Raw genomic sequence first — 20,510 nt, forward strand, 5'->3', positions numbered from 1 at the left:
AAAATATATTAATCTTATAATCACTCATTATCATTTAAACTTTTAATTATTTAAAAAATATTAATATTGCTAATAATATGAAATCTCTTTCTAATATTGATTTTTCTAAATTATCACTTTTTGAATCTATTATTACGGCTTCTCAAATAATTCGAGAAGATTTCCCTACAAATTCTGTTTTATCTGAATTAAATAATAGAATACAAGAAGCTGAATCTTATATATCATCTGAATATGAGCCAAATCGACAATTAGAGAAATTGTTGGAATTATTTTATATTCATTGGAATTTTGGTGGTGCCAGTGGAGTTTATAAACTTTCAGATGCGCTATGGATTGATAATGTCCTAAAAACGCGTCAAGGTACTGCAGTATCTTTAGGTATTGTGTTATTACATATTGCTCAAGAATTAAAATTGCCTTTAAATCCTGTTGTATTTCCAACACAACTAATTTTAAGAGCTGATTGGATTAATAAAAAAAAATGGCTAATAAATCCCTTTAATGGAGATATTTTAGACAAACATACACTAGAAGTATGGTTAAAAGGTAATATTAGCCCAACAGCAGAATTGTATGAAAATGATTTATATAAAGCTGAGTCTATTACTGTTATTCGTAAGATGCTAGATATACTGAAATCTGCATTAATGGAAGAAAAAAAAATGGAATTAGCATTAAATGTTACAAATTTATTATTGCAAATTGATCCTAATAATCCATATGAAATTCGTGATAGAGGTTTAATATATGCACAATTAGAATGTAATCATGTTGCTTTAACAGATTTAATTTATTTTGTAGAACATTGTCCCGAGGATCCTATTAGTGAAATTATTAAAATACAAATTCATTCTATTGAACAGAAAAAAGTTATATTACATTAAAAATAATTTTTTATTTATTGTGTAATTGGAGGATTACGTTTATGTACCGTATTTAAATATAATTTTTCAATGATTTTTTTGTTAACGATATCTATTTTTTTTCCTTCTAAATAAGAATCAATTGTATCATATGTCACACCTAAAATAGATTCGTCTTCTTGTTGTGGATATTTTTCTTCAAGATCTGCAGTAGGTTTTTTAAGATATAAATGTGCAGGACAATTTAACTTTTTTAATAACATTTTGCCTTGTCGCTTATTTAATTTTGCAATAGGATTGATATCTGTTCCATTATCTCCATATTTTGTGAAAAATCCAGTAATAGTTTCTGATGCATGTCCTGTTCCTACTACAAGACCCTTTTTTACTGCAGCAATACTATACTGTACTTTCATTCTCTCTCTAGCTTTTTCGTTTCCTTTTATATAATCTGAAATAATAATACCTGATTTTTTCAAAGATTTTTCACTACTTAAAACTGCTTTTTTTATATTTATATTGAGTACAAGATTTGGATTTATAAATTTAATAACATCTTTACAATCTTTTTCATCATGTTGAATTCCGTAAGGTAGGCGCAATGCAATAAATTGATAAGTCATATCTTGTGTTTCTGTTCTTAATTCATCAATAGCTATTTGACATAATTTACCAGTTAATGTAGAGTCTTGTCCTCCACTAATACCAACTATTAAAGATTTTATATAAAGATGGTCAAGTAAATATTTTTTTAAAAAATCGATGCAATTTTTAATTTCTAATTCACTGTTAATTACTGGTTTAACTCCTAGTAATCTAATAATTTTTTTTTGAAGACTCATATTTTTCCTGATTTTTTTAGTAATTTTAAATTTCAATATATTTAATAACTTATTTTTATAAGTTAATATTTTAAAGAATACATTTTTAAAAAATGGATAAAAACATTGAAAAATTTAATTTTTGTATTAAATTGTGGTAGTTCTTCTGTAAAATTTGCAGTATTAGATCCAGATAATAAAAAAAAATATTTATCGGGTCTAGTAGAATGTTTATTTTTACCAAAAGCATATATAACATGGCAGTATTTAGGATTAAAATATAATAAAACAATTAATGTAAGTATTAATCATAAAGATGCTGTAAATTTTATTATAGATCAAATTTTATTAGAAAAAAAAGATATTTTAAAAAATTTAATAGGTATTGGTCATAGAGTTGTCCATGGAGGTGCTAAAATAAAAAAATCAGTTTTAATCGATAACAAAATTATTCAATATATTCAAGATGCATTTTCTTTTGCACCATTACATAATCCAGTAAATTTAATTGGTATTCAAACAACTTTAGAAAAGTATCCAAAATTATCAAAAAAAAATGTAGCAGTTTTTGATACCTCGTTTTATCAAAATCTTCCTGAAACATCTTTTTTATATGCAATTCCATATAATTTTTATAAAGAACATGGTATTAGACGTTATGGTGCACATGGTACTAGTCATTTCTATGTAGCTCGAAAAACTTCGATTATTTTAAATAAGCCTTTTGATAACTTAAATATTATAACATGTCATTTAGGTAATGGTGCATCTATTTCTGCTATTTGTAATGGGATATGTGTCGATACTTCTATGGGATTAACTCCTTTAGAAGGATTAGTCATGGGTACAAGAAGTGGAGATATAGATCCTTCAATTATTTTTTTTATGAATAAAAAACTTCATATGAGTGTTGATGAAATTGAATTAATTTTAACTAAAAAATCAGGATTATTAGGTTTAAGTGGAATCAGTAGTGATTTTCGTTATTTTGAAAAAAATTATAATTTTGACAAAAAAGCGACAAGATCTGTTGATATTTTTTGTCATCGATTATCTAAGTATATTGCTGCTTATATAACCTTAATGGAAAATCGTTTAGATGCTTTGATTTTTACAGGGGGTATCGGTGAAAATGTACCTTTAATAAGAGAAATTACTCTTTCTAAATTATCTTTATTAGGTTTTAAAATTGATACTGAACTTAATTTATCTGTTATTAAGGGAAAATCAGGATTAATTAGTAAATCTGATTCTTATCCAGTATTTGTGATTTTAACGGATGAAGAGTTAGCAATAGCTGAAGAAACTTTACAGATTATAAATAAAAAGTAATTTTGAGTGCATTATTAATGTTAATTTAACATAATAAGGACAATTATGTCACGTATAATAATGTTAATTCCAATTGATCAAGATGTCGCTTTAACTACAATTAGTTTAAGTATGATTTCTTTTCTTAATAAACATAAATGTAAAAATAAATTTGATAAATCTATTTTATATTTTTCTTGTATTAATGATTTGTTAGACGATACAAAATTAATTATTAATAAATATTTTTCTAAATTTGTAAATATATTACATGGTATAGATTTTTCTAAAAGTTTTTTTCTATCTTCTGAATATTGTTCTTTACTAAATGAAGTAATTGAAAAATGTCATTATGAAAAGATTCTATATGAGTTTATTTTAATTGAAGGTATCAATTATAATCACAGTATATATTCTAAAGAAATCAATTATGATATTGCGCAAAATTTAAGTGCAGAAGTAGTATTGATAGCAAATTTAAAAAATAATTCTTTCAAAACTATTAAAGATAAAGAACAAAAAATTAAATTATTTTTAAAAAAACAAAGATATAAAAATATTTTAGGTGTGATATTTAATAATGTTTATTCTCCTTTTATAGAAAAAAAATATCATTTTACAAAAAAATTAGCTTTATTAAAAAAAATAAAAAGAACAAAAAAAGAATTATTTATTAGAAAAGAAGGATTTAAAGATATTTTTTCCTTAATTTTAGCATTTATTCCTTGGAATAAAAATCTTATAAAGATACAGACAATAGATATTTATAATTTTTTAGAAATACAATTTTTGCGTTCACTAAAAAATAAAACTGTTATTATAAAGAAAATAATTATATTTGATGAATTTTGTCTGAATATGTCAAATAAAAAATATGTTAATACTTTAATAATAGTTTCATTTAATCGTATTAATTTATTAATCAAAATGCTTTATTCAAATGTTAATAGTAATAAAATTAGCGGTATTATAGTGACAGAAACATTAAAATCAAAAAAACATATCATATCTATCTGTCAGATTTTCATAGAAAAAAAAATTTCTATTGCTTTTACAAAAAAAAATACTATTGAGATATTATCTCAACTATTAGATTTTAATTTTAATATCAATATAAAAGACAAAATATACATCACAAAACTACAAAAATATATTACTAGTTTTTTTTGTTATAATTCTATAATGATTCCACGAAAAAAAAATAATAATTACATGCAATATTCTCCAAAAGAATTTTGTTATCATTTAAAATTTTTATCAAGAAAAATAAAAAAACGTATTATTTTGCCAGAATCATATGAAACTAGAATATTACAAGCTGTTTCTATATGTCAAAAAGAAAATATTGCTGATTGTGTATTATTAGGAGATTCAAAAAAAATTTATAATATTGCAAGTGATAAAGGAATTGACTTAAGTAAAAATACTGAAATAATAAATCCTGTTTTAGTTAGAAATCAATATGTTTCTCGTTTAGTTGAGCTTCGTAAAGAAAAAGGTATGAATGAAAGTTATGCGAAAAAAAAATTAGAAGAAAATATCGTATTAGCTACTTTAATTTTGGAATCAAATAAAGTCGATGGATTAGTTTCTGGATCAATAAATACTACAGCTAATACTATACGTCCAGCATTACAACTTATTAAAACTCATTTGAAAAATTCATTAGTATCGTCTATTTTTTTTATGTTATTACCTAATGAAGTTTTAATTTATGCTGATTGCGCAATTAATGTCAGTCCTACTGCAGAAGAATTAGCAGAAATTGCTATTCAATCTGCAGATTCATCAAAAATTTTTGGAATAGAACCACGCATCGCTATGTTATCTTATTCTACTGGTTACTCAGGTTCTGGATATCAAGTAGAAAAAGTCAGAAAAGCTACTTCTATTGTTCAAAATAAAAGACCTGATTTAATTATTGATGGTCCTATTCAATATGATGCTGCAGTTTCAGAAACTGTTGCTAAATTAAAAGCACCATATTCACCTATTTTAGGTGCTGCAACTATATTTATTTTTCCTGATTTAAATTCTGGTAATATAGCTTATAAAGCAGTTCAAAGATCTGCTAATCTACTTTCTATTGGTCCTATATTACAAGGTTTAAGAAAACCAGTAAACGATTTATCTCGAGGAGCATCGATAGACGATATAGTTTATACTATTGCGTTAACATCTCTTCAATCTTGAGAATTTTATTAAATTTTAATGATGATATTTCCATTAGGTTGGCAACAACATGGAAAAATATCTTGTTTTTTAAATAAAGCAGCCATAGGCTGTTTTATTTCATATTTTATTTGTCCTTTTATTAATTCAATACGACACATTCCACAATAACCAGATCGACATTGATATTGCATATCTATATTATTTAGTTCTAAAGTCAATAATAATGAAATATTTTTTCTGTATATAATTTTTTTTTTATATTTGTAATTTCAATGATAGAATAATTCATATTATAATTTAAATTTTTTAAATTCATTATCAGATACTTCTGAATCAATTTGTCCTACTAAATATGAGCTAATTTCTGTCTCTTGTGGAGCAGTCTGGACGTAATCTGAAGTTAACCAAGAATTAATCCAAGGAATAGGATTAGATTGTTTTTCAAAAGGCATTTTTAAACCTATTGCATACATACGAATATTAGTAATATATTCGATATATTGACAAAGTATATCTTTATTGAGTCCAAGCATTGATCCATCTTGAAATAAATATTTAGCCCACTTTTTTTCTTGTTCTGCTGCTAGTATGAATATATTCATGGCTTCTTCTTTACATTCTATAGATGTTTGATACATTTCTTCATTGTTTTTCACATCTCTTAAAAGATTCAAAATATGTTGTGTTCCTGTAAGATGCAATGCTTCATCTCTTGCTATTAATCTTATAATTTTTGCATTACCTTCCATTAATTCTCTTTCTGCAAAAGCGAATGAACATGCAAAACTAACATAAAATCTAATTGCTTCTAATACATTAACACTTATTAAGCATAGGTATAATTTTTTTTTAAGCAAACTTAAAGTAATGTTAATATTTTTTCCTTTTACCAAATGTATACCTTCACCGAATAAATGCCAATAACTAGTAATTTTTATTAATTCGTCATAGTATATGCAAATATTTTTAGCTCGATCGTTAATATGTTTATTGGAAATAATATCATCAAATATTAAAGATGGAGAATTAACAATATTTCTAATAATATGAGTATAAGAACGTGAGTGAATAGTTTCCGAAAAAGACCATGTTTCAATCCAGGTTTCTAATTCCGGAATAGAAATAATTGGTAGAAAAGCAATGTTAGGACTTCTTCCTTGAATAGAGTCTAATAATGTTTGATATTTTAAATTACTAAGAAAAATATGTTTTTCATGTTCAGGTAAATTTTGAAAATCTATTCTATCTCGAGAGAGATCTATTTCTTCAGGTCTCCAAAAAAAAGAGAGTTGTTTTTCAATTAATTTTTCAAAAATATTATATTTTTGCTGATCATATCGGGCAATATTGACAGGTTGTCCAAAAAACATAGGTTCCTTTAGTTGATTATTTTTTTTTTTCGAAAAAATTGTATAAGACATTTTTTTTCACCTAATATTTAATTAAATATTTTTTTTGATATTAAAAATATATTTTCTGATTTTTATATAACGCATGAACCACTTTCACATATTTCTTCTGTTGTGTCGGAAATGTTATTTTGATTTTCTTTAGAACCATCTCGAGTGTTTTGATAATATAATGTTTTTAAACCTAGTTTATATGATAAGAGTAGATCATAGAGAAGTTGTTTCATAGGAATTTTGTCATTGAAAAATCTTTTTGGATCATAATGTGTATTTACTGAAATAGATTGATCAATAAATTTTTGCATAATACCAGCTAGTTCTAAATATCCAGTATTATTTGGTATATTCCAAAGTAATTCATATTGTAATTTTAATTTTTTATAGTCTGGAACTACTTGACGTAATATTCCATCTTTTGATACTTTAATACTAATAAAACCTCTTGGTGGTTCAATTCCATTAGTTGCATTAGATATTTGAGAGGATGTTTCTGAAGGCATAAGTGCAGATAATGTTGAGTTTCTTAATCCATGTTTTTTAATTTTAGAACGCAATATATTCCAATCTAAATGCAATGGTTCATCGCATATTTTATCAATGTCTTTTTTGTATGTATCTATAGGTAATTTACCTAAATAATAATTAGTGTGATTAAATAAAGAACATGCTCCTTTTTCTTTTGCTAAATCACAAGAGGCTTGTAATAAATAATATTGCATGGCTTCAAAAGTTCTATGTGTTAAGTTTTTTGCACTACCATCTGAATAGCGTACGTTATTTTTAGCTAGGTAATATGCAAAATTGATTACACCAATACCCAAAGAACGTCTAGAAATAGCTGATTCTTTAGCTGCTAATATTGGATAATTTTGATATTCTAATATTTCATCAAGTGCACGAACTGATAATACAGATAATTCTTTAAAATCTGTTAGATTATTAATAGTTCCTAAATTAAAAGCAGATAATGTACAAAGTGCAATTTCTCCTTTTTTATCATCAATATTATTTAAAGATTTAGTGGGTAAAGTAATTTCTAAGCATAAATTAGATTGTCTTATTGGAGATAATTTAGGATTAAATGCACTATGTGAATTACAATGATCTACATTTTGTATATAAATACGTCCTGTAGATGTTCTTTCTTGCATGATTAACGAAAATAAATCTAATGCTTTTATACTTTTTTTCCGTATATTTTTATTTTTTTCATATTGAATATATTTTTCTTCAAATTTTTCTTGATTAGAAAAAAAATATTTATATAAGTTAGGAACATCAGACGGGCTAAATAATGTAATTTTTTTTCCTGATAATAATCTTTGATACATCAATTTATTAATTTGTACTGCATAATCAACGTGACGTACTCTATTTTCTTCAATGCCCCTATTATTTTTTAAAACTAATAAACTTTCAATTTCAAAATGCCATATTGGATAAAATATAGTTGCCGCTCCACCTCTAACTCCTCCTTGAGAACAGGATTTTACAGCACTTTGAAAATGTTTATAAAAAGGAATACAACCAGTATGAAATGCTTCGCCATTTCTAATAGGACTACCTACTGCACGAATTTTTCCAGCATTAATACCAATTCCTGCTCGTTGAGAAACATATTTTACAATAGAACTAGTAGTAGCGTTAATAGAATCTAGATTATCATCACATTCAATTAAAACACATGAGCTAAATTGTCGAGTAGGAGTTCTAACTCCAGACATAATTGGTGTCGGTAAAGAAATTTTGAAAGTTGAAATGGCATTATAAAAACGCTGAACGTAATTCATTCTAATATTTTTGGGATATTTAGAAAATAAGCACGCAGATATTAGAACATATAAAAATTGGGCGCTTTCATATATTTTCCCACTTATGCGGTTTTGTATCAAATATTTTCCTTCTAATTGTTTTACCGCTGCATATGAAAAGTTCATATCGCGCCAATGATTAATAAAAGCATTCATTTCTAAATATTCTTCATAAGAGTAATATTTTAATAAATTTTTATCATATTTACCTAAAAGAACCATTTTTTTTACATGTTCATACAAACAAGGAGGCTCAAATTGACCATAAGCTTTTTTTCTAAGATGGAATATAGCTAATCTTGCTGCCATATATTGATAATCTGGTGTATCTGGTGAAATTAGATCGGCTGCAGCTTTAATTATAGTTTCATGAATATTAACAGTAGTAATATTATTATAAAACTGAATTCTTGAACATAATTCAACTTGAGATACAGATACGTCATCAAGACCTTCTGCTGCCCAATTTAATACTTTGTGAATTTTATCTAAATTAATTTTTTCTTTTTTTCCATTACGTTTAGTAACAAACAATCTGTTTTTCATATTTTATTTAACTTCTTCTAAAGAATACATAAAATATATTTTTATATTTTAATAATTTTTTGATTGTATTTTCTATATCGGTTCTACTATTTTTTGTAAAGCAACAACTTGTTCATTTTTTGCTGTTCTTATTAATATAACTCCTTGTGTATTTCTTCCTAGAATTCCGACTTCAGAAACTCTAATTCTTACGAGTGTTCCTGCATTAGTAATCATCATAATTTGATTCTTTTCTAAAACTTGTATTGCTCCAATAATATGTCCGTTTTTTTTAGTTATTTTTATTGAAATAACACCTTGTGTTGCTCGTGATTTTATAGGAAAATCAGTAATTTTCGTGCGTTTTCCATAACCATTTTTTGTTGCTATTAAAATACTACCTTTATTTTTAGGGACAATTAAAGAAACAACTTTATCATTCTTTTTAACTTTAATACCTTTTACTCCGGATGCTGTTCTTCCCATAGTTCGAACACTTTGTTCTAAAAATTGAACTACTTTACCATTTTGAGTAAACAACATAATATTATTACTGCCATTTGTTAAAGATACTCCGATTAATTCATCGTTTATGTGTAAATTAATAGCAATAATACCTGATAATCTTGGTTTTTTAAATTGACTTAATGAACTTTTTTTTACTATTCCATGAGCAGTAGCCATGAAAATATTAAGATTGTCTTTATATTCATGCACTGGCAATATAGCTGTTATTCTTTCTTTTGAACTTAAAGGTAATAAATTTACTATAGGTCTACCTCTCGCATGTCTACTAGATTCTGGTAATTGATAAACTTTCATCCAATATAAAATGCCTCGACTAGAAAAACATAAGATAGTATCATGTGTATTAGCTATTACTAAACTTTCTATAAAATCTTCTTCTTTAGTTTTTGCAGCTGATTTACCTTTTCCTCCACGTCTTTGAGCATTATAATCAGATAGAGGTTGATATTTTACATATCCTGAATGCGAAAGTGTTACTACAACATCTTCTTGATTAATTAAATCTTCAATGTTTATGTTTTCATGATTTTCAGTTATTTCTGTGCGTCTTTTATCACTAAAAATATTTTTTATAGATATTAATTCTTCTTTAATAACATCAAACATACTATTTGGATTTTCAAGAATATTTTTTAATTCTTCTTTTTTCTTAATTAAATCATCATATTCTAAAATAATTTTTTTTTGTTCTAAATTAGTTAATTTATGTAAACGTAAATCTAAAATAGCTTGCACTTGTTGTTCAGTAAAATAATATTGATTGTTATTTTTTTCTTGAAGAATATTATATTGGTTTTGATTTTGAGATATCCAGTTTTGTTGTTGGATGAATAATTTAGCATCTGTTAAGTTTTTTGAGTTTTTTATTATTTTAATTATTAAATTAATATTTATTAAAGCAATATTCATTGCTTCAAGAATATGGAGACGATTACATGTTTTTTTTAATTCAAACAAACTGCGTCTTACGATTATTTCTTGTCTATGAGAAATGAAATTTTTTAATATTTCTTTTAAAGATAAAGTTTTTGGTTGTCCTTGGCATAAAGCAACCATATTAATACCAAAAGAAATTTGTAATTGAGTTAAAGAATATAATTGATTTAAAATTATTTCAGAAATTGATTCTTTTTTAATTTCGATAACAATTCTCATGCCGTCTTGATCAGATTCATCACGTAAAGCAGTAATTCCATCAATTCTTTTATCTTTAACTAATTCTGCTATTTTTTCAATTAAACGTGCTTTATTGACTTGATAAGGTATTTCATCAAATATAATAGATTCTTTTTTATTTCTTTGGTTTTTTTCAATAGTATAACGTGCTCGAATATAAATTTTACCTTTTCCTGTCCGATAAGCTTCTTCAATTCCTTCTTTTCCATTAATGATACCAGCTGTTGGAAAATCTGGTCCTGGAATATATTTAATTAATTCTTCTAATGTAATATTATTATTATTAATATATGCTAAGCATCCATCGATTACTTCATGCAAATTATGAGGCGGTATATTTGTTGCCATACCTACAGCTATACCTGATGATCCATTAATTAATAGATTCGGTATTCTTGCTGGAAGTATTTCCGGAATATTTTCAGTACCGTCATAATTAGGTAAAAATTCTACAGTATTTTTTTCTAAATCGGTTAGGAGTTCATGAGCTATTTTAGACATACGAATTTCTGTATATCGCATTGCAGCAGCTGAATCTCCATCTACTGAACCAAAATTTCCTTGACCATCTATAAGCATATAACGTAATGAAAATTTTTGGGCCATACGAACAATGGCATCATATACCGCTGAATCGCCATGTGGATGATATTTTCCGATAACGTCACCTACTATTCGAGCAGATTTTTTATATGCTTTATTCCAATTATTATTTAATATATGCATTGCAAAAAGTATTCTTCGATGAACAGGTTTTAAACCGTCTCGAACATCAGGTAAAGCTCGGCCAACTATGACAGACATAGCATAATCTAAGTAAGAGCTTTTTAACTCTTCTTCAATATTAACCTGTATGATTTCTCGTTCAGAGTCTTTCATAGAACTATTATCTCTTCAATTAAAAATGTAAATTAAGTAGAAAAGTATAACATAATTAAATTATTAGATGGATCGAAAGACAATGATTCTTATCTGATATATAATTATATAAAATTAATTGCAGTATAAAAATTATTTTTTTATATTGTTTATTTGAAATGAAAGTATTATTATAAAAATAATTATAATTTTAGTTTTCTAAAAAATAGATAGTTTATAATTACAGATATATTAGTTTGTTAATTTGATTTTAAAATGAGATCTGATATGAAAGATGAAGAAAAAAATTTAATAGAAAACCTATTTAATCGTCTAAAAAATGCTGAATTAAATTGTTCTGGAAGAGATCATTCAGCCGATGAATTAATTCAAGAATTAGTGAAGAGACAACCTGCTTCTTCTTATTATATGGCTCAAACTATATTAGTTCAAGAAACACATATAAAAAAAATGAGCCTAAAAATTGAAGAATTAAAGAAAAAAATTGAAATTTTAAATAAAGAAGAATCAAATAAAAAACCAAGTTTTTTATCAAGTTTTTTCAAAAAAAATCCTATTAATGAAACCATATCTCCTGATAATAATATATGGAAAAATAAAGAAAATATTTCACCAACATCTAATTCTCATGCAACATTTTCTACTTCTCCAATGACACAAACTATACCAACAGTTTCAAAAAATAGTGGATTTCTGAGCAATGCATTACAAACAGCTACAGGTGTTGCAGGTGGTATGATTTTAGGTAACATGTTAATGAATGTTTTTAATCATTCTAAATCAGAAGAAGAAACGTTTGATACAATTAATAAATCTTCTTTAGATCATCATACAGATGAACATTTACCGAATAGTAGTAGCTATCATAATAATTTAGTTAATTATGAAGAAAAAGAATCAGATATTAACACTAGTCAATCAAATCTGGATGTTATCCATCATACTAATGATGAAGTACACAATATAGATAATTTAGATGATGGTGATATTAATGATGACAATTTTATTTAAAATTATTACTGTATTATTATTATGAATAGTTTAAATTTTTTTTAATAAAATCTAATTAAAAATAAAGCCAGCATAAATTTTTTTTTGCTGACTTTAACTTTTTTTTAAGAATAATTACTCAGATATTCAGCAACTCCTTCTGAAGATGCTTGCATGCCTTTCTTGCCTTTTTCCCAATTTGCAGGACATACTTCTCCATATTTATTATGAAACTCTAAAGAATCTACCATTCTTATCATTTCCTGTATATTACGTCCAAATGGAAGATCATTTACAACTTGATGACGAATAATCCAATTAGAATCAATTAAAAATGAAGCTCTTAGTGCTACACCTAGTGTCGGATGTTCTATACCGTAAGATTTTTGAATGTTATGTTTAATATCGGATACCATGGGAAAATTTATCTGACCAATTCCGCCATTTTTAGGTAATGTTTTTTGCCATGCTTGATGAACAAAAACACTATCAATAGAAACACCTACAATTTTAACGTTTCTTTTTTTAAAATCGTTATAAAGTTTATTAAATTCTATAATTTCAGATGGACATACAAAAGTAAAATCCATAGGCCAAAAGAAGAGCACCACTGTTTGACCATCACAATATTTTTTGAAATCAAATTTTTCTATGATCTCATTATTTGATAAAACTGTCGGTGCTATAAAATTTGGTGCATTTTGTGTGACTAAAACCATTTTTTCTCCTATAATTTTATTCTTAATAAACAAGTAAATAAATTTTTAAAAATAAATAATTGTTATATAAATTTTTAAAAAAATGGGAAAATAATATGAATATAGTATTGTCTTGGAAAGATGTTTTGTCTGAAGAAAAAAAAAAAATATTTTATTGATATGATTAAATTTATTAAGCAACAACGTTTAAAAAAAATAATTTATCCAGATCAAAAGTATATATTTAATGCTTTTCTTTTAACTAATTTAAATGATATTAAAGTTGTTATTTTAGGACAAGATCCATATTTTTCTCAAGATCAAGCACATGGATTATCATTTTCTGTTCCTAAGAATTCTACTATACCACCTTCTTTAAAAAATATATATAAAGAGTTGAATAGTGATTTTAAAAAAAAACATATTTTTAATCATGGTTGTCTTCAAAATTGGGCAACTCAAGGAGTTTTTTTATTAAATACTATTTTGACAGTTGAATCAGGAAAACCAAAATCACATAGTTCTATAGGATGGCATATTTTTACTGACAAGGTAATTTCTATTATTAGCTCATATAGAAAATCTGTTGTTTTTTTATTATGGGGAAAAGACGCGCAAAAAAAAAGACACTTAATTAATATAAATAATCATTATATTTTAAAATCCCCTCATCCATCTCCTTTATCCGCACATAGAGGATTTTTTGGTTGTAAACATTTTTCTTTAACGAATAAGATATTATCCGATAATAAAAAAAAACCAATTGATTGGTTTTTAATTTAAAAAAATAGAAAAAACTTTGATAATTTTTTCTATTTTATTATTATATAAAAATATTATTGAAACTTAAAATCATTGAAAGTAATACGATATTAATCATATTATTGAAAAAATTATTTTTTAGAAATAGTTACCGTTGCTTTTCTCAATAATATTTTATTAAAAATTAATCCTTTTTTGTGAACAGAAATAATGTGATTATCTGATATCTTTTCAGATGATTTAGTTTCAATAATATCATGAATTTCAGAGTTAAAAATGTCGTTTTTTGTACCTTCCATTTTTACTCCTAGTTTTAATAAAATATTGAATAAAGAATTTAGAGTTAATTCAATTCCTTTTATTAATGGTTTATCTTTTATATTTAATGTATTAGATAATGATAAAATATCTTCTAAAGCATCGATTGCTGGAATTATTTTTTTTAAAAATATTTCTTTTTCGATATTATTTCTTTTTTTTATTTGTTCTTTAGTGTTTTTTTTTATATTTTCTATTTTGGCTAATTTACGTAATTCGATATCATCTATTTTTTGTTTATTTTGTACGATTTGACTTGTTAAATCGTTAATTTCTTTCTGTTGAAGCATAGTAATAGAGTCTATTTTTTCTTCTGTATTAATTTGTTTTATATCTTTTTCATTATTATATTGTTTTTGTTCAGTGTTCATGAATATTACCATTTTCGATATTAATAAATAAGTTATTATAAAGACTATAATTAATCTTTCAAGATGATTTACTGTTATAATCTACATTATTTTTTATTAGGACTTTTTCTGCAATGAAACAACATTTCACTTGTATTGGAATTGTTGGGCATCCGCGTCATGCGAGTGCATTAATAACACATAAAATACTTTATAAATGGTTAATAAACAATGGTTATAAAGTATTTATTGAACGTACTATTTCTAAAGAATTAAAATTAGATAGTGCTAACACTGCAACATTGATAGAAATCGGTCAATCTTGTGATTTAGCAGTGGTAATAGGAGGAGATGGTAATTTATTATGTGCAGCTCGTGTGTTATCATTTTACGATATTAAAATTATTGGTATCAATCGTGGTAATTTAGGTTTCCTTACTGATTTAAATCCCGATACCGGATTACAGAAATTATCAGAAGTCTTATCTGGAAAATATTTATTAGAAAATAGGTTTTTATTAGATGCACAGGTTTGTCAAGAAAAAACAATTTCCAGTTCTAGTATAGCTATTAATGAAGTAGTTTTACATACAAAACATTTGGCTCATATGATAGAATTTGAAGTATATATCAATGATAAGTTCTCTTTTGCTCAGCGAGCAGACGGATTAATTGTTTCAACTCCAACAGGTTCTACTGGTTATTCACTTTCAGCAGGAGGACCAATTATAGCAACATCTTTAGATGCTATTGTTTTGGTCCCGATGTTTCCACATACTTTATCTGCTCGTCCTTTAGTAATTGATAGTGATAGTATAATTTGTTTAAAATTTTCTAATATTGAAAAAAATTTGAAAATCAGTTGTGATAGTCAAATTATTTTAAATATTAAAAAAGATGAATGTGTATTTATTCGCCGTAGTCATAATCATTTAAACCTCATCCATCCTAGAAGTTATGATTATTTTAAAACTTTAACTTCTAAATTAAACTGGTCTAAAAAATTTTTTTAGATAATTCAAATATAAATCATATTTTTAGTAAATAAAATAAATAAGAATTAATCACTTTTTATATAAACTATAGTAGGATACTATAATGAATAATTATATCATAATACTATTGATAGCTGTTTTTTTTTCTAGTTGTTCAAATTTAGCAAAACAGAAATATGATTCTTCTTTAGAAGAAATGCATTTAAATCAAAAGTATTTAAATAAGAATTATATTGGAATGACTAGAAAACAAATAATTTATATGTTTGGTATACCAATTATTTCTGATTCTTTTAATGATGTATATCACTATCATATATATGCTGAACGAAGTAAAAATATTTTTCAAGAAGAAATATTAAGTTTGTATTTTAAAAATAATCAAGTTTTTAGTTATAATATTAGGTAATGCTAGTAATGTTTTTACAAAATATAGCGAATGTATTTTTTGGAGCTGGCGGGATTTGAACCCGCGTCCAAAATTTCTTCTCATAAAGTCCTACATGCTTAGTTTTTATTTTTTAAATTCATATCCTAATTTGTAAAAACTCATTTTAGGTATATAGCTTGAAAATTTTTACATGTCATCGTCAAGCTTGATGTTCATGTTTTTCTCTTTTTTTGACCTTTCTTTATTTCTCGTCCTAAGAGAGGAGGCTGAGAAGAAAGGGCTTTATACAGTTTTTTAAGCTGCTAAAGCGTAGTGTTGTTTATTATTTGCAGCTATTATTTTACGGCTTTTATCGAGGCAAACCGTTCCTCGGCATGCACTTTACTTTGTTGATAATTTTGTCAAATCCAAAAACAGCCCCTTATTTTGCATAATAGTATTACAAAAATAAATAAATTTGTCTATGAATTATTTAAATTTATAATTTTATGTGTATTGAAGAATCAATTTTTAAAATAGGAATTAATATGAATATCATTCAAAAAATAAAAAAACAAATAAAAGATAATATTATTTTAATTTATATGAAAGGAACTCCAGAAGCTCCTAGCTGTGGATTTTCTGCGCAAGCAGTACAAGCTTTATCAGCTTGTGGAGAAAAATTTGCTTATGTAGATATTTTAGAAAATCCAGATATTAGAGTTGAACTACCAAAATATGCAAATTGGCCTACATTTCCTCAGATATGGATAGATGGGGAGTTAATTGGTGGATGTAGTATTGTACTTGAAATGTTAGAAAATGGTGAGTTAAAAAAAATAATATCCAATACAGTAAAAAAATATAATATTTAATTTTTTTAAGAAAATTCTAATATATAAAATATGCAAGAAGTCCTAGATATGACATTACGGAAAGAATAAGAAAGTTTTAATCTTTTTTGATAATGTCATATCTATTTTATAAAAATATTTTTAATAATATAAATAAAATAGTTATATTTTAATATTGGATTCAAATAAAATCTTATTTTTTCTTGTATTTAAAGGCCAGCCACCTAAACGTTTCCAACGATTTACTAATTCACAAAAAAGATTAGCAGTTTGTAAAGTATCATATAATGCAGAATGGGCTTGATGATTATCAAATGATAAACCAATGGCTTTACAGGCTTTAGCTAAAACAGTTTGTCCGACTACTAATCCACTTAATGCTGCTGTATCAAATGTTACAAATGGATGAAAAGGATTATTTTTTATTTTTAGTCTTTGAATTGCTGCCATTAAAAAATTATGATCGAAATTAGCATTATGTGCGACAACAATTCCTCGACTGCATCCTTGTATTTTAATTCCTTTTCGAACCATATCTAATATTGATTCAATTGCTATTTTTTCGCTAATAGCACCACGTAATGGATTAAAAGGATCAATTTTGTTAAAAGCTATTGCATCAGAGTTTATTATAGAGCCTTTAAATGGTTTTACATGGAAATGTAATGTATTTTCTTTATGTAACCATCCTAATTCATCCATTTTTAATGTTATTATAGCAATTTCTAATACTGCATCAGTTTTCGCATTAAAGCCTGCAGTTTCAATATCTATAACAACAGGATAAAAAGTACGAAATCGATCGCTTAACAAATTGAATTCTGGAATTTTAGACATCAAAATCTCATTTTTTTAAAACACTTTTTTTGTGTTTGACATAGTTATTTTTTTTAAATTAATATTTTCTAAAATATTAAAAATAAATTAATATATCAATATTTTAAAAAACTATTTTTATTGATATTTTATAGAAAAATTGATCTATGCGAAAAAATAGTATGTTTAATATAAAAAAATATTTTCTTATGTTTTTACAATTATAATTTTGGATACTTGTTTTAAAAATGTTATAAATATTATTGAAGACTTAATAATTGTACTATAATTTATAAAAATATTTAAGATTAAATTATTAATTTAATATTTTTATAAAAACTTTATTTATAAATTTATAATAACTTTTTAAGGAAATTCAAATGAGTTATGTTCTTCCGTCTTTAACTTATTCATATGATGCTTTAGAGCCTTTCTTTGATAAAGAAACCATGAAAATTCATCATACTAAACATCATCAAAATTATGTTAATAATACAAATACTATTTTAAAAAACACAATTTTTTCTTCTTTATCTATTGATGAACTAATGTCTATTTTTAATGAAATTGTTTTGGAAAATAAAAATGAATTACGAAATAATGCAGGAGGACATTTTAACCATAGTTTTTTCTGGAAAACTTTAAAATTAGGTACAGTTTTAACAGGTGAATTAAAAATAGAAATAGAAAAACAATTTGGTACTGTAAATTCTTTTAAAGAAAAATTTGAAGAGGTAGCTCTTAATCATTTTGGTTCTGGTTGGATTTGGTTAGTTAATCAAAATGGAATTTTATCTATTGTGTCTACTATTAATCAGGATAATCCTTTAATGGGAAAATCGATTTCTAATACTTCTGGATGTCCTATTATTGGTTTAGATCTTTGGGAACATGCATATTATTTAAAATATCAAAATAGACGATTAGATTATATTAAGTCTTTTTGGAATGTTGTTAATTGGGAAGAAGCCTCTAATCGTTTACAAAAATAATTTATGTATTTATATAATTTAACTGTGTTTAAGATTGTGAATTTATTCTAAAATTTTTAAGCTAATTAAATATATTTTTTTATATTTTTGAAAACATATAATATTTATATTATATGTTTTTTAATATATTATATACATATATTAGAAAATTATTAATATCAAAGGTTTTTTATTGAATATCATAAAAATGATAGTAGGATTATCTAATCCCAAAATACAATATCATCATACACGTCATAATGTAGGTTCTTGGTATATTTACACCTTAGCTAAAAGTTTTTTTAAAATCTTGAAAGAAGAAAAAAAATTTTTTGGTTTCACTTCTTCTTTAACTATAGAATCACATTATATTCGATTACTAGTACCTAATATATTTATGAATATAAATGGTCAATCAGTATTTAAAATGGCATCTTTTTATAATATTAATCTAAATGAAATATTAATAGTTCATGATGATTTAGAACTGGAACCTGGTAGTGTCAAATTAAAATATAGTTATGGTCATAATGGACATAATGGATTAAGAAATATTACTAATATATTTAATCAAAATATTAATTTTTATCGATTTAGAATTGGAATTGGTCGTCCTATGGAAAAAGATCAAATATCTTCTTTTGTACTATCAGTTCCTAGTGATAAAGAAAAAATATTAATTCAGAAATCTATTCAAGAATCTATCAATAAAACTCTTCAGTTAATTATTTCACCAAGCAGTATAATATAGAAATATTTTTTTGTTTTTTAAGGTGTATAAAATATGGGTTTTAAGTGTGGTATTATAGGATTACCTAATGTTGGAAAATCTACTTTATTTAATATTTTAACTAAAGGAAATTCAACAGTTGCTAATTTTCCATTTTGTACGATTAAACCAAATATAGGAATTGTTCCAGTCTTTGATCAGCGTTTAAATAACTTAGCTCAAATTATTTCTCCTAAAAAAATAATACATGCTTTTATAGAATTTATAGATATTGCAGGTTTAGTAGAAGGAGCTTCTCAAGGTGAAGGATTAGGTAATCAATTTTTAAATAACATACGAGAAGCACATGCTATAGCACATGTTGTACGTTGTTTTAAAGATGATAATATTACTCATATTTATAACCAGGTACAACCTGCTAAAGATGTAGATATTATAAATACTGAATTAATTCTATCTGATTTTGATACTTGTGAAAAAACGTTAGTATATTTAGAAAAAAAAACAATAGTAAAAAATAATGAGATAGAAAAAAAAATAAACGTTTTAAAAAAATGTATGAATCATTTAAAAAAATGTTTGACATTAAAAGTTCTGAATTTAAACGAAGAAGAAAAAAAAATAATTAATGACTTACGTCTTTTAACTCTTAAACCAATAATGTATATTGCAAATATTAATGAAGAAAAAGAATCTGATTATTTTTTAAAAGAATTGCAACAATTAGCTAATAAAGAAGATGCTATAGTCATTCCCATTTCTGCAAATTTAGAATTAGATTTAGCTAATATGAATGATAAAGAACAACAATCTTTTATGAAGGCTTTTAATATAAAAAGTTTGGCTTTAAATAATATTGTTCAAACAGCTTATAAATTATTAAATTTAATTACATTTTTTACTGCTGGTGTAAAAGAAATTCGATCTTGGGAAATTCTTAATGGAAGCACTAGTCTTCAAGCTGCTCATAAAATACATAGCGATTTTAGTAAAGGTTTTATTAGAGCACAAATTATTGAATATGTGGATTTTGTAAAATATAAAAATGAAGTAAAAATTAAGGAATTGGGAAAATTTAGAACAGAAGGAAAAAGTTATCGAATAAAAGATGGTGATATTGTTCATTTTTTATTCAATATTTAAGAAAGTAGTTTT

General features: G+C 24.9%; 17 protein-coding genes, 1 other RNA gene and 2 pseudogenes. 11 read left to right on the plus strand and 9 right to left on the minus strand.

Annotation, left to right across the window (positions count from 1 at the left end):
- The first annotated feature begins 77 nt into the window (after positions 1–77).
- A complete protein-coding gene (gene sirB1, locus BUMPG002_RS00875) occupies positions 78–887 on the plus strand; it encodes an invasion regulator SirB1 (RefSeq protein WP_025368819.1) in 810 nt (269 codons plus the stop codon).
- Positions 888–901: 14 nt separating this feature from the next.
- On the opposite strand, the gene nadE is transcribed toward sirB1, so the two are convergent.
- A complete protein-coding gene (gene nadE / locus BUMPG002_RS00880; protein ID WP_025368820.1) occupies positions 902–1,708 on the minus strand; it encodes an ammonia-dependent NAD(+) synthetase in 807 nt (268 codons plus the stop codon).
- Positions 1,709–1,804: 96 nt separating this feature from the next.
- On the opposite strand from nadE, the gene BUMPG002_RS00885 reads away from it, so the two are divergent.
- A complete protein-coding gene (locus tag BUMPG002_RS00885) occupies positions 1,805–3,019 on the plus strand; it encodes an acetate kinase (RefSeq protein ID WP_079172788.1) in 1,215 nt (404 codons plus the stop codon).
- A 45-nt stretch (positions 3,020–3,064) separates the two neighbouring features.
- Positions 3,065–5,191, plus strand: a complete 2,127-nt coding sequence (pta, locus tag BUMPG002_RS00890) for a phosphate acetyltransferase (RefSeq protein ID WP_025384572.1) — start codon at positions 3,065–3,067, stop codon at positions 5,189–5,191.
- A gap of 8 nt (positions 5,192–5,199) precedes the next feature.
- Here the strand turns inward: pta and yfaE are convergent.
- The 4 genes and pseudogenes from yfaE to gyrA form a co-directional block, all read right to left on the minus strand.
- Positions 5,200–5,462, minus strand: a pseudogene (gene yfaE, locus BUMPG002_RS00895) (class I ribonucleotide reductase maintenance protein YfaE).
- A 1-nt stretch (position 5,463) separates the two neighbouring features.
- Entirely contained in the window at positions 5,464–6,594 is a 1,131-nt protein-coding gene (nrdB, locus tag BUMPG002_RS00900; protein WP_025368823.1) for a class Ia ribonucleoside-diphosphate reductase subunit beta, read from the minus strand.
- Positions 6,595–6,656: 62 nt separating this feature from the next.
- A complete protein-coding gene (nrdA, locus tag BUMPG002_RS00905) occupies positions 6,657–8,939 on the minus strand; it encodes a class 1a ribonucleoside-diphosphate reductase subunit alpha (protein ID WP_025368824.1) in 2,283 nt (760 codons plus the stop codon).
- 72 nt (positions 8,940–9,011) lie between these two features.
- Positions 9,012–11,501, minus strand: a complete 2,490-nt coding sequence (gene gyrA, locus BUMPG002_RS00910; protein ID WP_025368825.1) for a DNA topoisomerase (ATP-hydrolyzing) subunit A — start codon at positions 11,499–11,501, stop codon at positions 9,012–9,014.
- Positions 11,502–11,768: 267 nt separating this feature from the next.
- Here gyrA and BUMPG002_RS00915 point away from each other — a divergent pair, with 267 nt between their 5' ends.
- Complete coding sequence (locus BUMPG002_RS00915; protein WP_025368826.1) at positions 11,769–12,512, plus strand: DUF2076 domain-containing protein; 744 nt, start codon at positions 11,769–11,771, stop codon at positions 12,510–12,512.
- A 104-nt stretch (positions 12,513–12,616) separates the two neighbouring features.
- On the opposite strand, the gene BUMPG002_RS00920 is transcribed toward BUMPG002_RS00915, so the two are convergent.
- Complete coding sequence (locus tag BUMPG002_RS00920; protein WP_025368827.1) at positions 12,617–13,210, minus strand: peroxiredoxin; 594 nt, start codon at positions 13,208–13,210, stop codon at positions 12,617–12,619.
- A 101-nt stretch (positions 13,211–13,311) separates the two neighbouring features.
- On the opposite strand from BUMPG002_RS00920, the pseudogene ung reads away from it, so the two are divergent.
- Positions 13,312–13,972 (plus strand): annotated as a pseudogene (gene ung, locus BUMPG002_RS00925) (uracil-DNA glycosylase).
- Between the two features lie 110 nt (positions 13,973–14,082).
- On the opposite strand, the gene grpE reads toward ung, so the two are convergent.
- Positions 14,083–14,640, minus strand: coding sequence for a nucleotide exchange factor GrpE (grpE, locus tag BUMPG002_RS00930; RefSeq protein ID WP_025368829.1), 558 nt, complete (start codon positions 14,638–14,640; stop codon positions 14,083–14,085).
- 113 nt (positions 14,641–14,753) lie between these two features.
- Here grpE and nadK point away from each other — a divergent pair, with 113 nt between their 5' ends.
- Together nadK and BUMPG002_RS00940 are read left to right on the plus strand one after the other, a co-directional pair.
- Entirely contained in the window at positions 14,754–15,632 is an 879-nt protein-coding gene (gene nadK, locus BUMPG002_RS00935) for an NAD(+) kinase (RefSeq protein WP_025368830.1), read from the plus strand.
- Positions 15,633–15,717: 85 nt separating this feature from the next.
- Entirely contained in the window at positions 15,718–16,023 is a 306-nt protein-coding gene (locus BUMPG002_RS00940) for an outer membrane protein assembly factor BamE (protein WP_025368831.1), read from the plus strand.
- 37 nt (positions 16,024–16,060) lie between these two features.
- Here BUMPG002_RS00940 and ssrA read toward each other — a convergent pair.
- Positions 16,061–16,426: a transfer-messenger RNA gene (gene ssrA / locus BUMPG002_RS03190) on the minus strand.
- Between the two features lie 106 nt (positions 16,427–16,532).
- Here ssrA and grxD point away from each other — a divergent pair.
- Entirely contained in the window at positions 16,533–16,859 is a 327-nt protein-coding gene (gene grxD, locus BUMPG002_RS00945; RefSeq protein ID WP_025368832.1) for a Grx4 family monothiol glutaredoxin, read from the plus strand.
- A gap of 141 nt (positions 16,860–17,000) precedes the next feature.
- Here grxD and rnt read toward each other — a convergent pair whose 3' ends face one another.
- The gene (gene rnt, locus BUMPG002_RS00950) at positions 17,001–17,675 is read right to left on the minus strand and encodes a ribonuclease T (RefSeq protein ID WP_025368833.1); all 675 of its coding nucleotides are present in this window, start codon (positions 17,673–17,675) and stop codon (positions 17,001–17,003) included.
- A gap of 359 nt (positions 17,676–18,034) precedes the next feature.
- On the opposite strand from rnt, the gene BUMPG002_RS00955 reads away from it, so the two are divergent.
- The 3 genes from BUMPG002_RS00955 to ychF all read left to right on the plus strand — a co-directional run bounded on the left by BUMPG002_RS00955 (position 18,035) and on the right by ychF (position 20,498).
- A complete protein-coding gene (locus BUMPG002_RS00955; protein WP_025368834.1) occupies positions 18,035–18,646 on the plus strand; it encodes a Fe-Mn family superoxide dismutase in 612 nt (203 codons plus the stop codon).
- A 187-nt stretch (positions 18,647–18,833) separates the two neighbouring features.
- A complete protein-coding gene (gene pth, locus BUMPG002_RS00960) occupies positions 18,834–19,376 on the plus strand; it encodes an aminoacyl-tRNA hydrolase (protein WP_044045776.1) in 543 nt (180 codons plus the stop codon).
- 33 nt (positions 19,377–19,409) lie between these two features.
- Positions 19,410–20,498: a redox-regulated ATPase YchF gene (ychF, locus tag BUMPG002_RS00965; protein ID WP_025368836.1), complete on the plus strand. Its 1,089-nt coding sequence runs from the start codon at positions 19,410–19,412 to the stop codon at positions 20,496–20,498.
- Positions 20,499–20,510 lie beyond the last annotated feature (12 nt).

Origin of the sequence: Buchnera aphidicola str. G002 (Myzus persicae) (assembly GCF_000521565.1) — a bacterium.
GTDB lineage: Bacteria > Pseudomonadota > Gammaproteobacteria > Enterobacterales > Enterobacteriaceae > Buchnera > Buchnera aphidicola_C.

Excerpts from the sequence above, each read along its gene's own strand:
- BUMPG002_RS00915 (WP_025368826.1), top strand. The coding sequence starts at position 11,769 with ATGAAAGATGAAGAAAAAAATTTAATAGAAAACCTATTTAATCGTCTA.
- grxD (WP_025368832.1), top strand. The coding sequence starts at position 16,533 with ATGAATATCATTCAAAAAATAAAAAAACAAATAAAAGATAATATTATT.
- grpE (WP_025368829.1), bottom strand. The coding sequence starts at position 14,640 with ATGAACACTGAACAAAAACAATATAATAATGAAAAAGATATAAAACAA.
- BUMPG002_RS00955 (WP_025368834.1), top strand. The coding sequence starts at position 18,035 with ATGAGTTATGTTCTTCCGTCTTTAACTTATTCATATGATGCTTTAGAG.
- nadK (WP_025368830.1), top strand. The coding sequence starts at position 14,754 with ATGAAACAACATTTCACTTGTATTGGAATTGTTGGGCATCCGCGTCAT.
- pta (WP_025384572.1), top strand. The coding sequence starts at position 3,065 with ATGTCACGTATAATAATGTTAATTCCAATTGATCAAGATGTCGCTTTA.
- nrdA (WP_025368824.1), bottom strand. The coding sequence starts at position 8,939 with ATGAAAAACAGATTGTTTGTTACTAAACGTAATGGAAAAAAAGAAAAA.
- pth (WP_044045776.1), top strand. The coding sequence starts at position 18,834 with ATGATAGTAGGATTATCTAATCCCAAAATACAATATCATCATACACGT.
- gyrA (WP_025368825.1), bottom strand. The coding sequence starts at position 11,501 with ATGAAAGACTCTGAACGAGAAATCATACAGGTTAATATTGAAGAAGAG.
- sirB1 (WP_025368819.1), top strand. The coding sequence starts at position 78 with ATGAAATCTCTTTCTAATATTGATTTTTCTAAATTATCACTTTTTGAA.
- nadE (WP_025368820.1), bottom strand. The coding sequence starts at position 1,708 with ATGAGTCTTCAAAAAAAAATTATTAGATTACTAGGAGTTAAACCAGTA.
- rnt (WP_025368833.1), bottom strand. The coding sequence starts at position 17,675 with ATGTCTAAAATTCCAGAATTCAATTTGTTAAGCGATCGATTTCGTACT.
- BUMPG002_RS00920 (WP_025368827.1), bottom strand. The coding sequence starts at position 13,210 with ATGGTTTTAGTCACACAAAATGCACCAAATTTTATAGCACCGACAGTT.
- ychF (WP_025368836.1), top strand. The coding sequence starts at position 19,410 with ATGGGTTTTAAGTGTGGTATTATAGGATTACCTAATGTTGGAAAATCT.
- nrdB (WP_025368823.1), bottom strand. The coding sequence starts at position 6,594 with ATGTCTTATACAATTTTTTCGAAAAAAAAAAATAATCAACTAAAGGAA.
- BUMPG002_RS00940 (WP_025368831.1), top strand. The coding sequence starts at position 15,718 with ATGAATAATTATATCATAATACTATTGATAGCTGTTTTTTTTTCTAGT.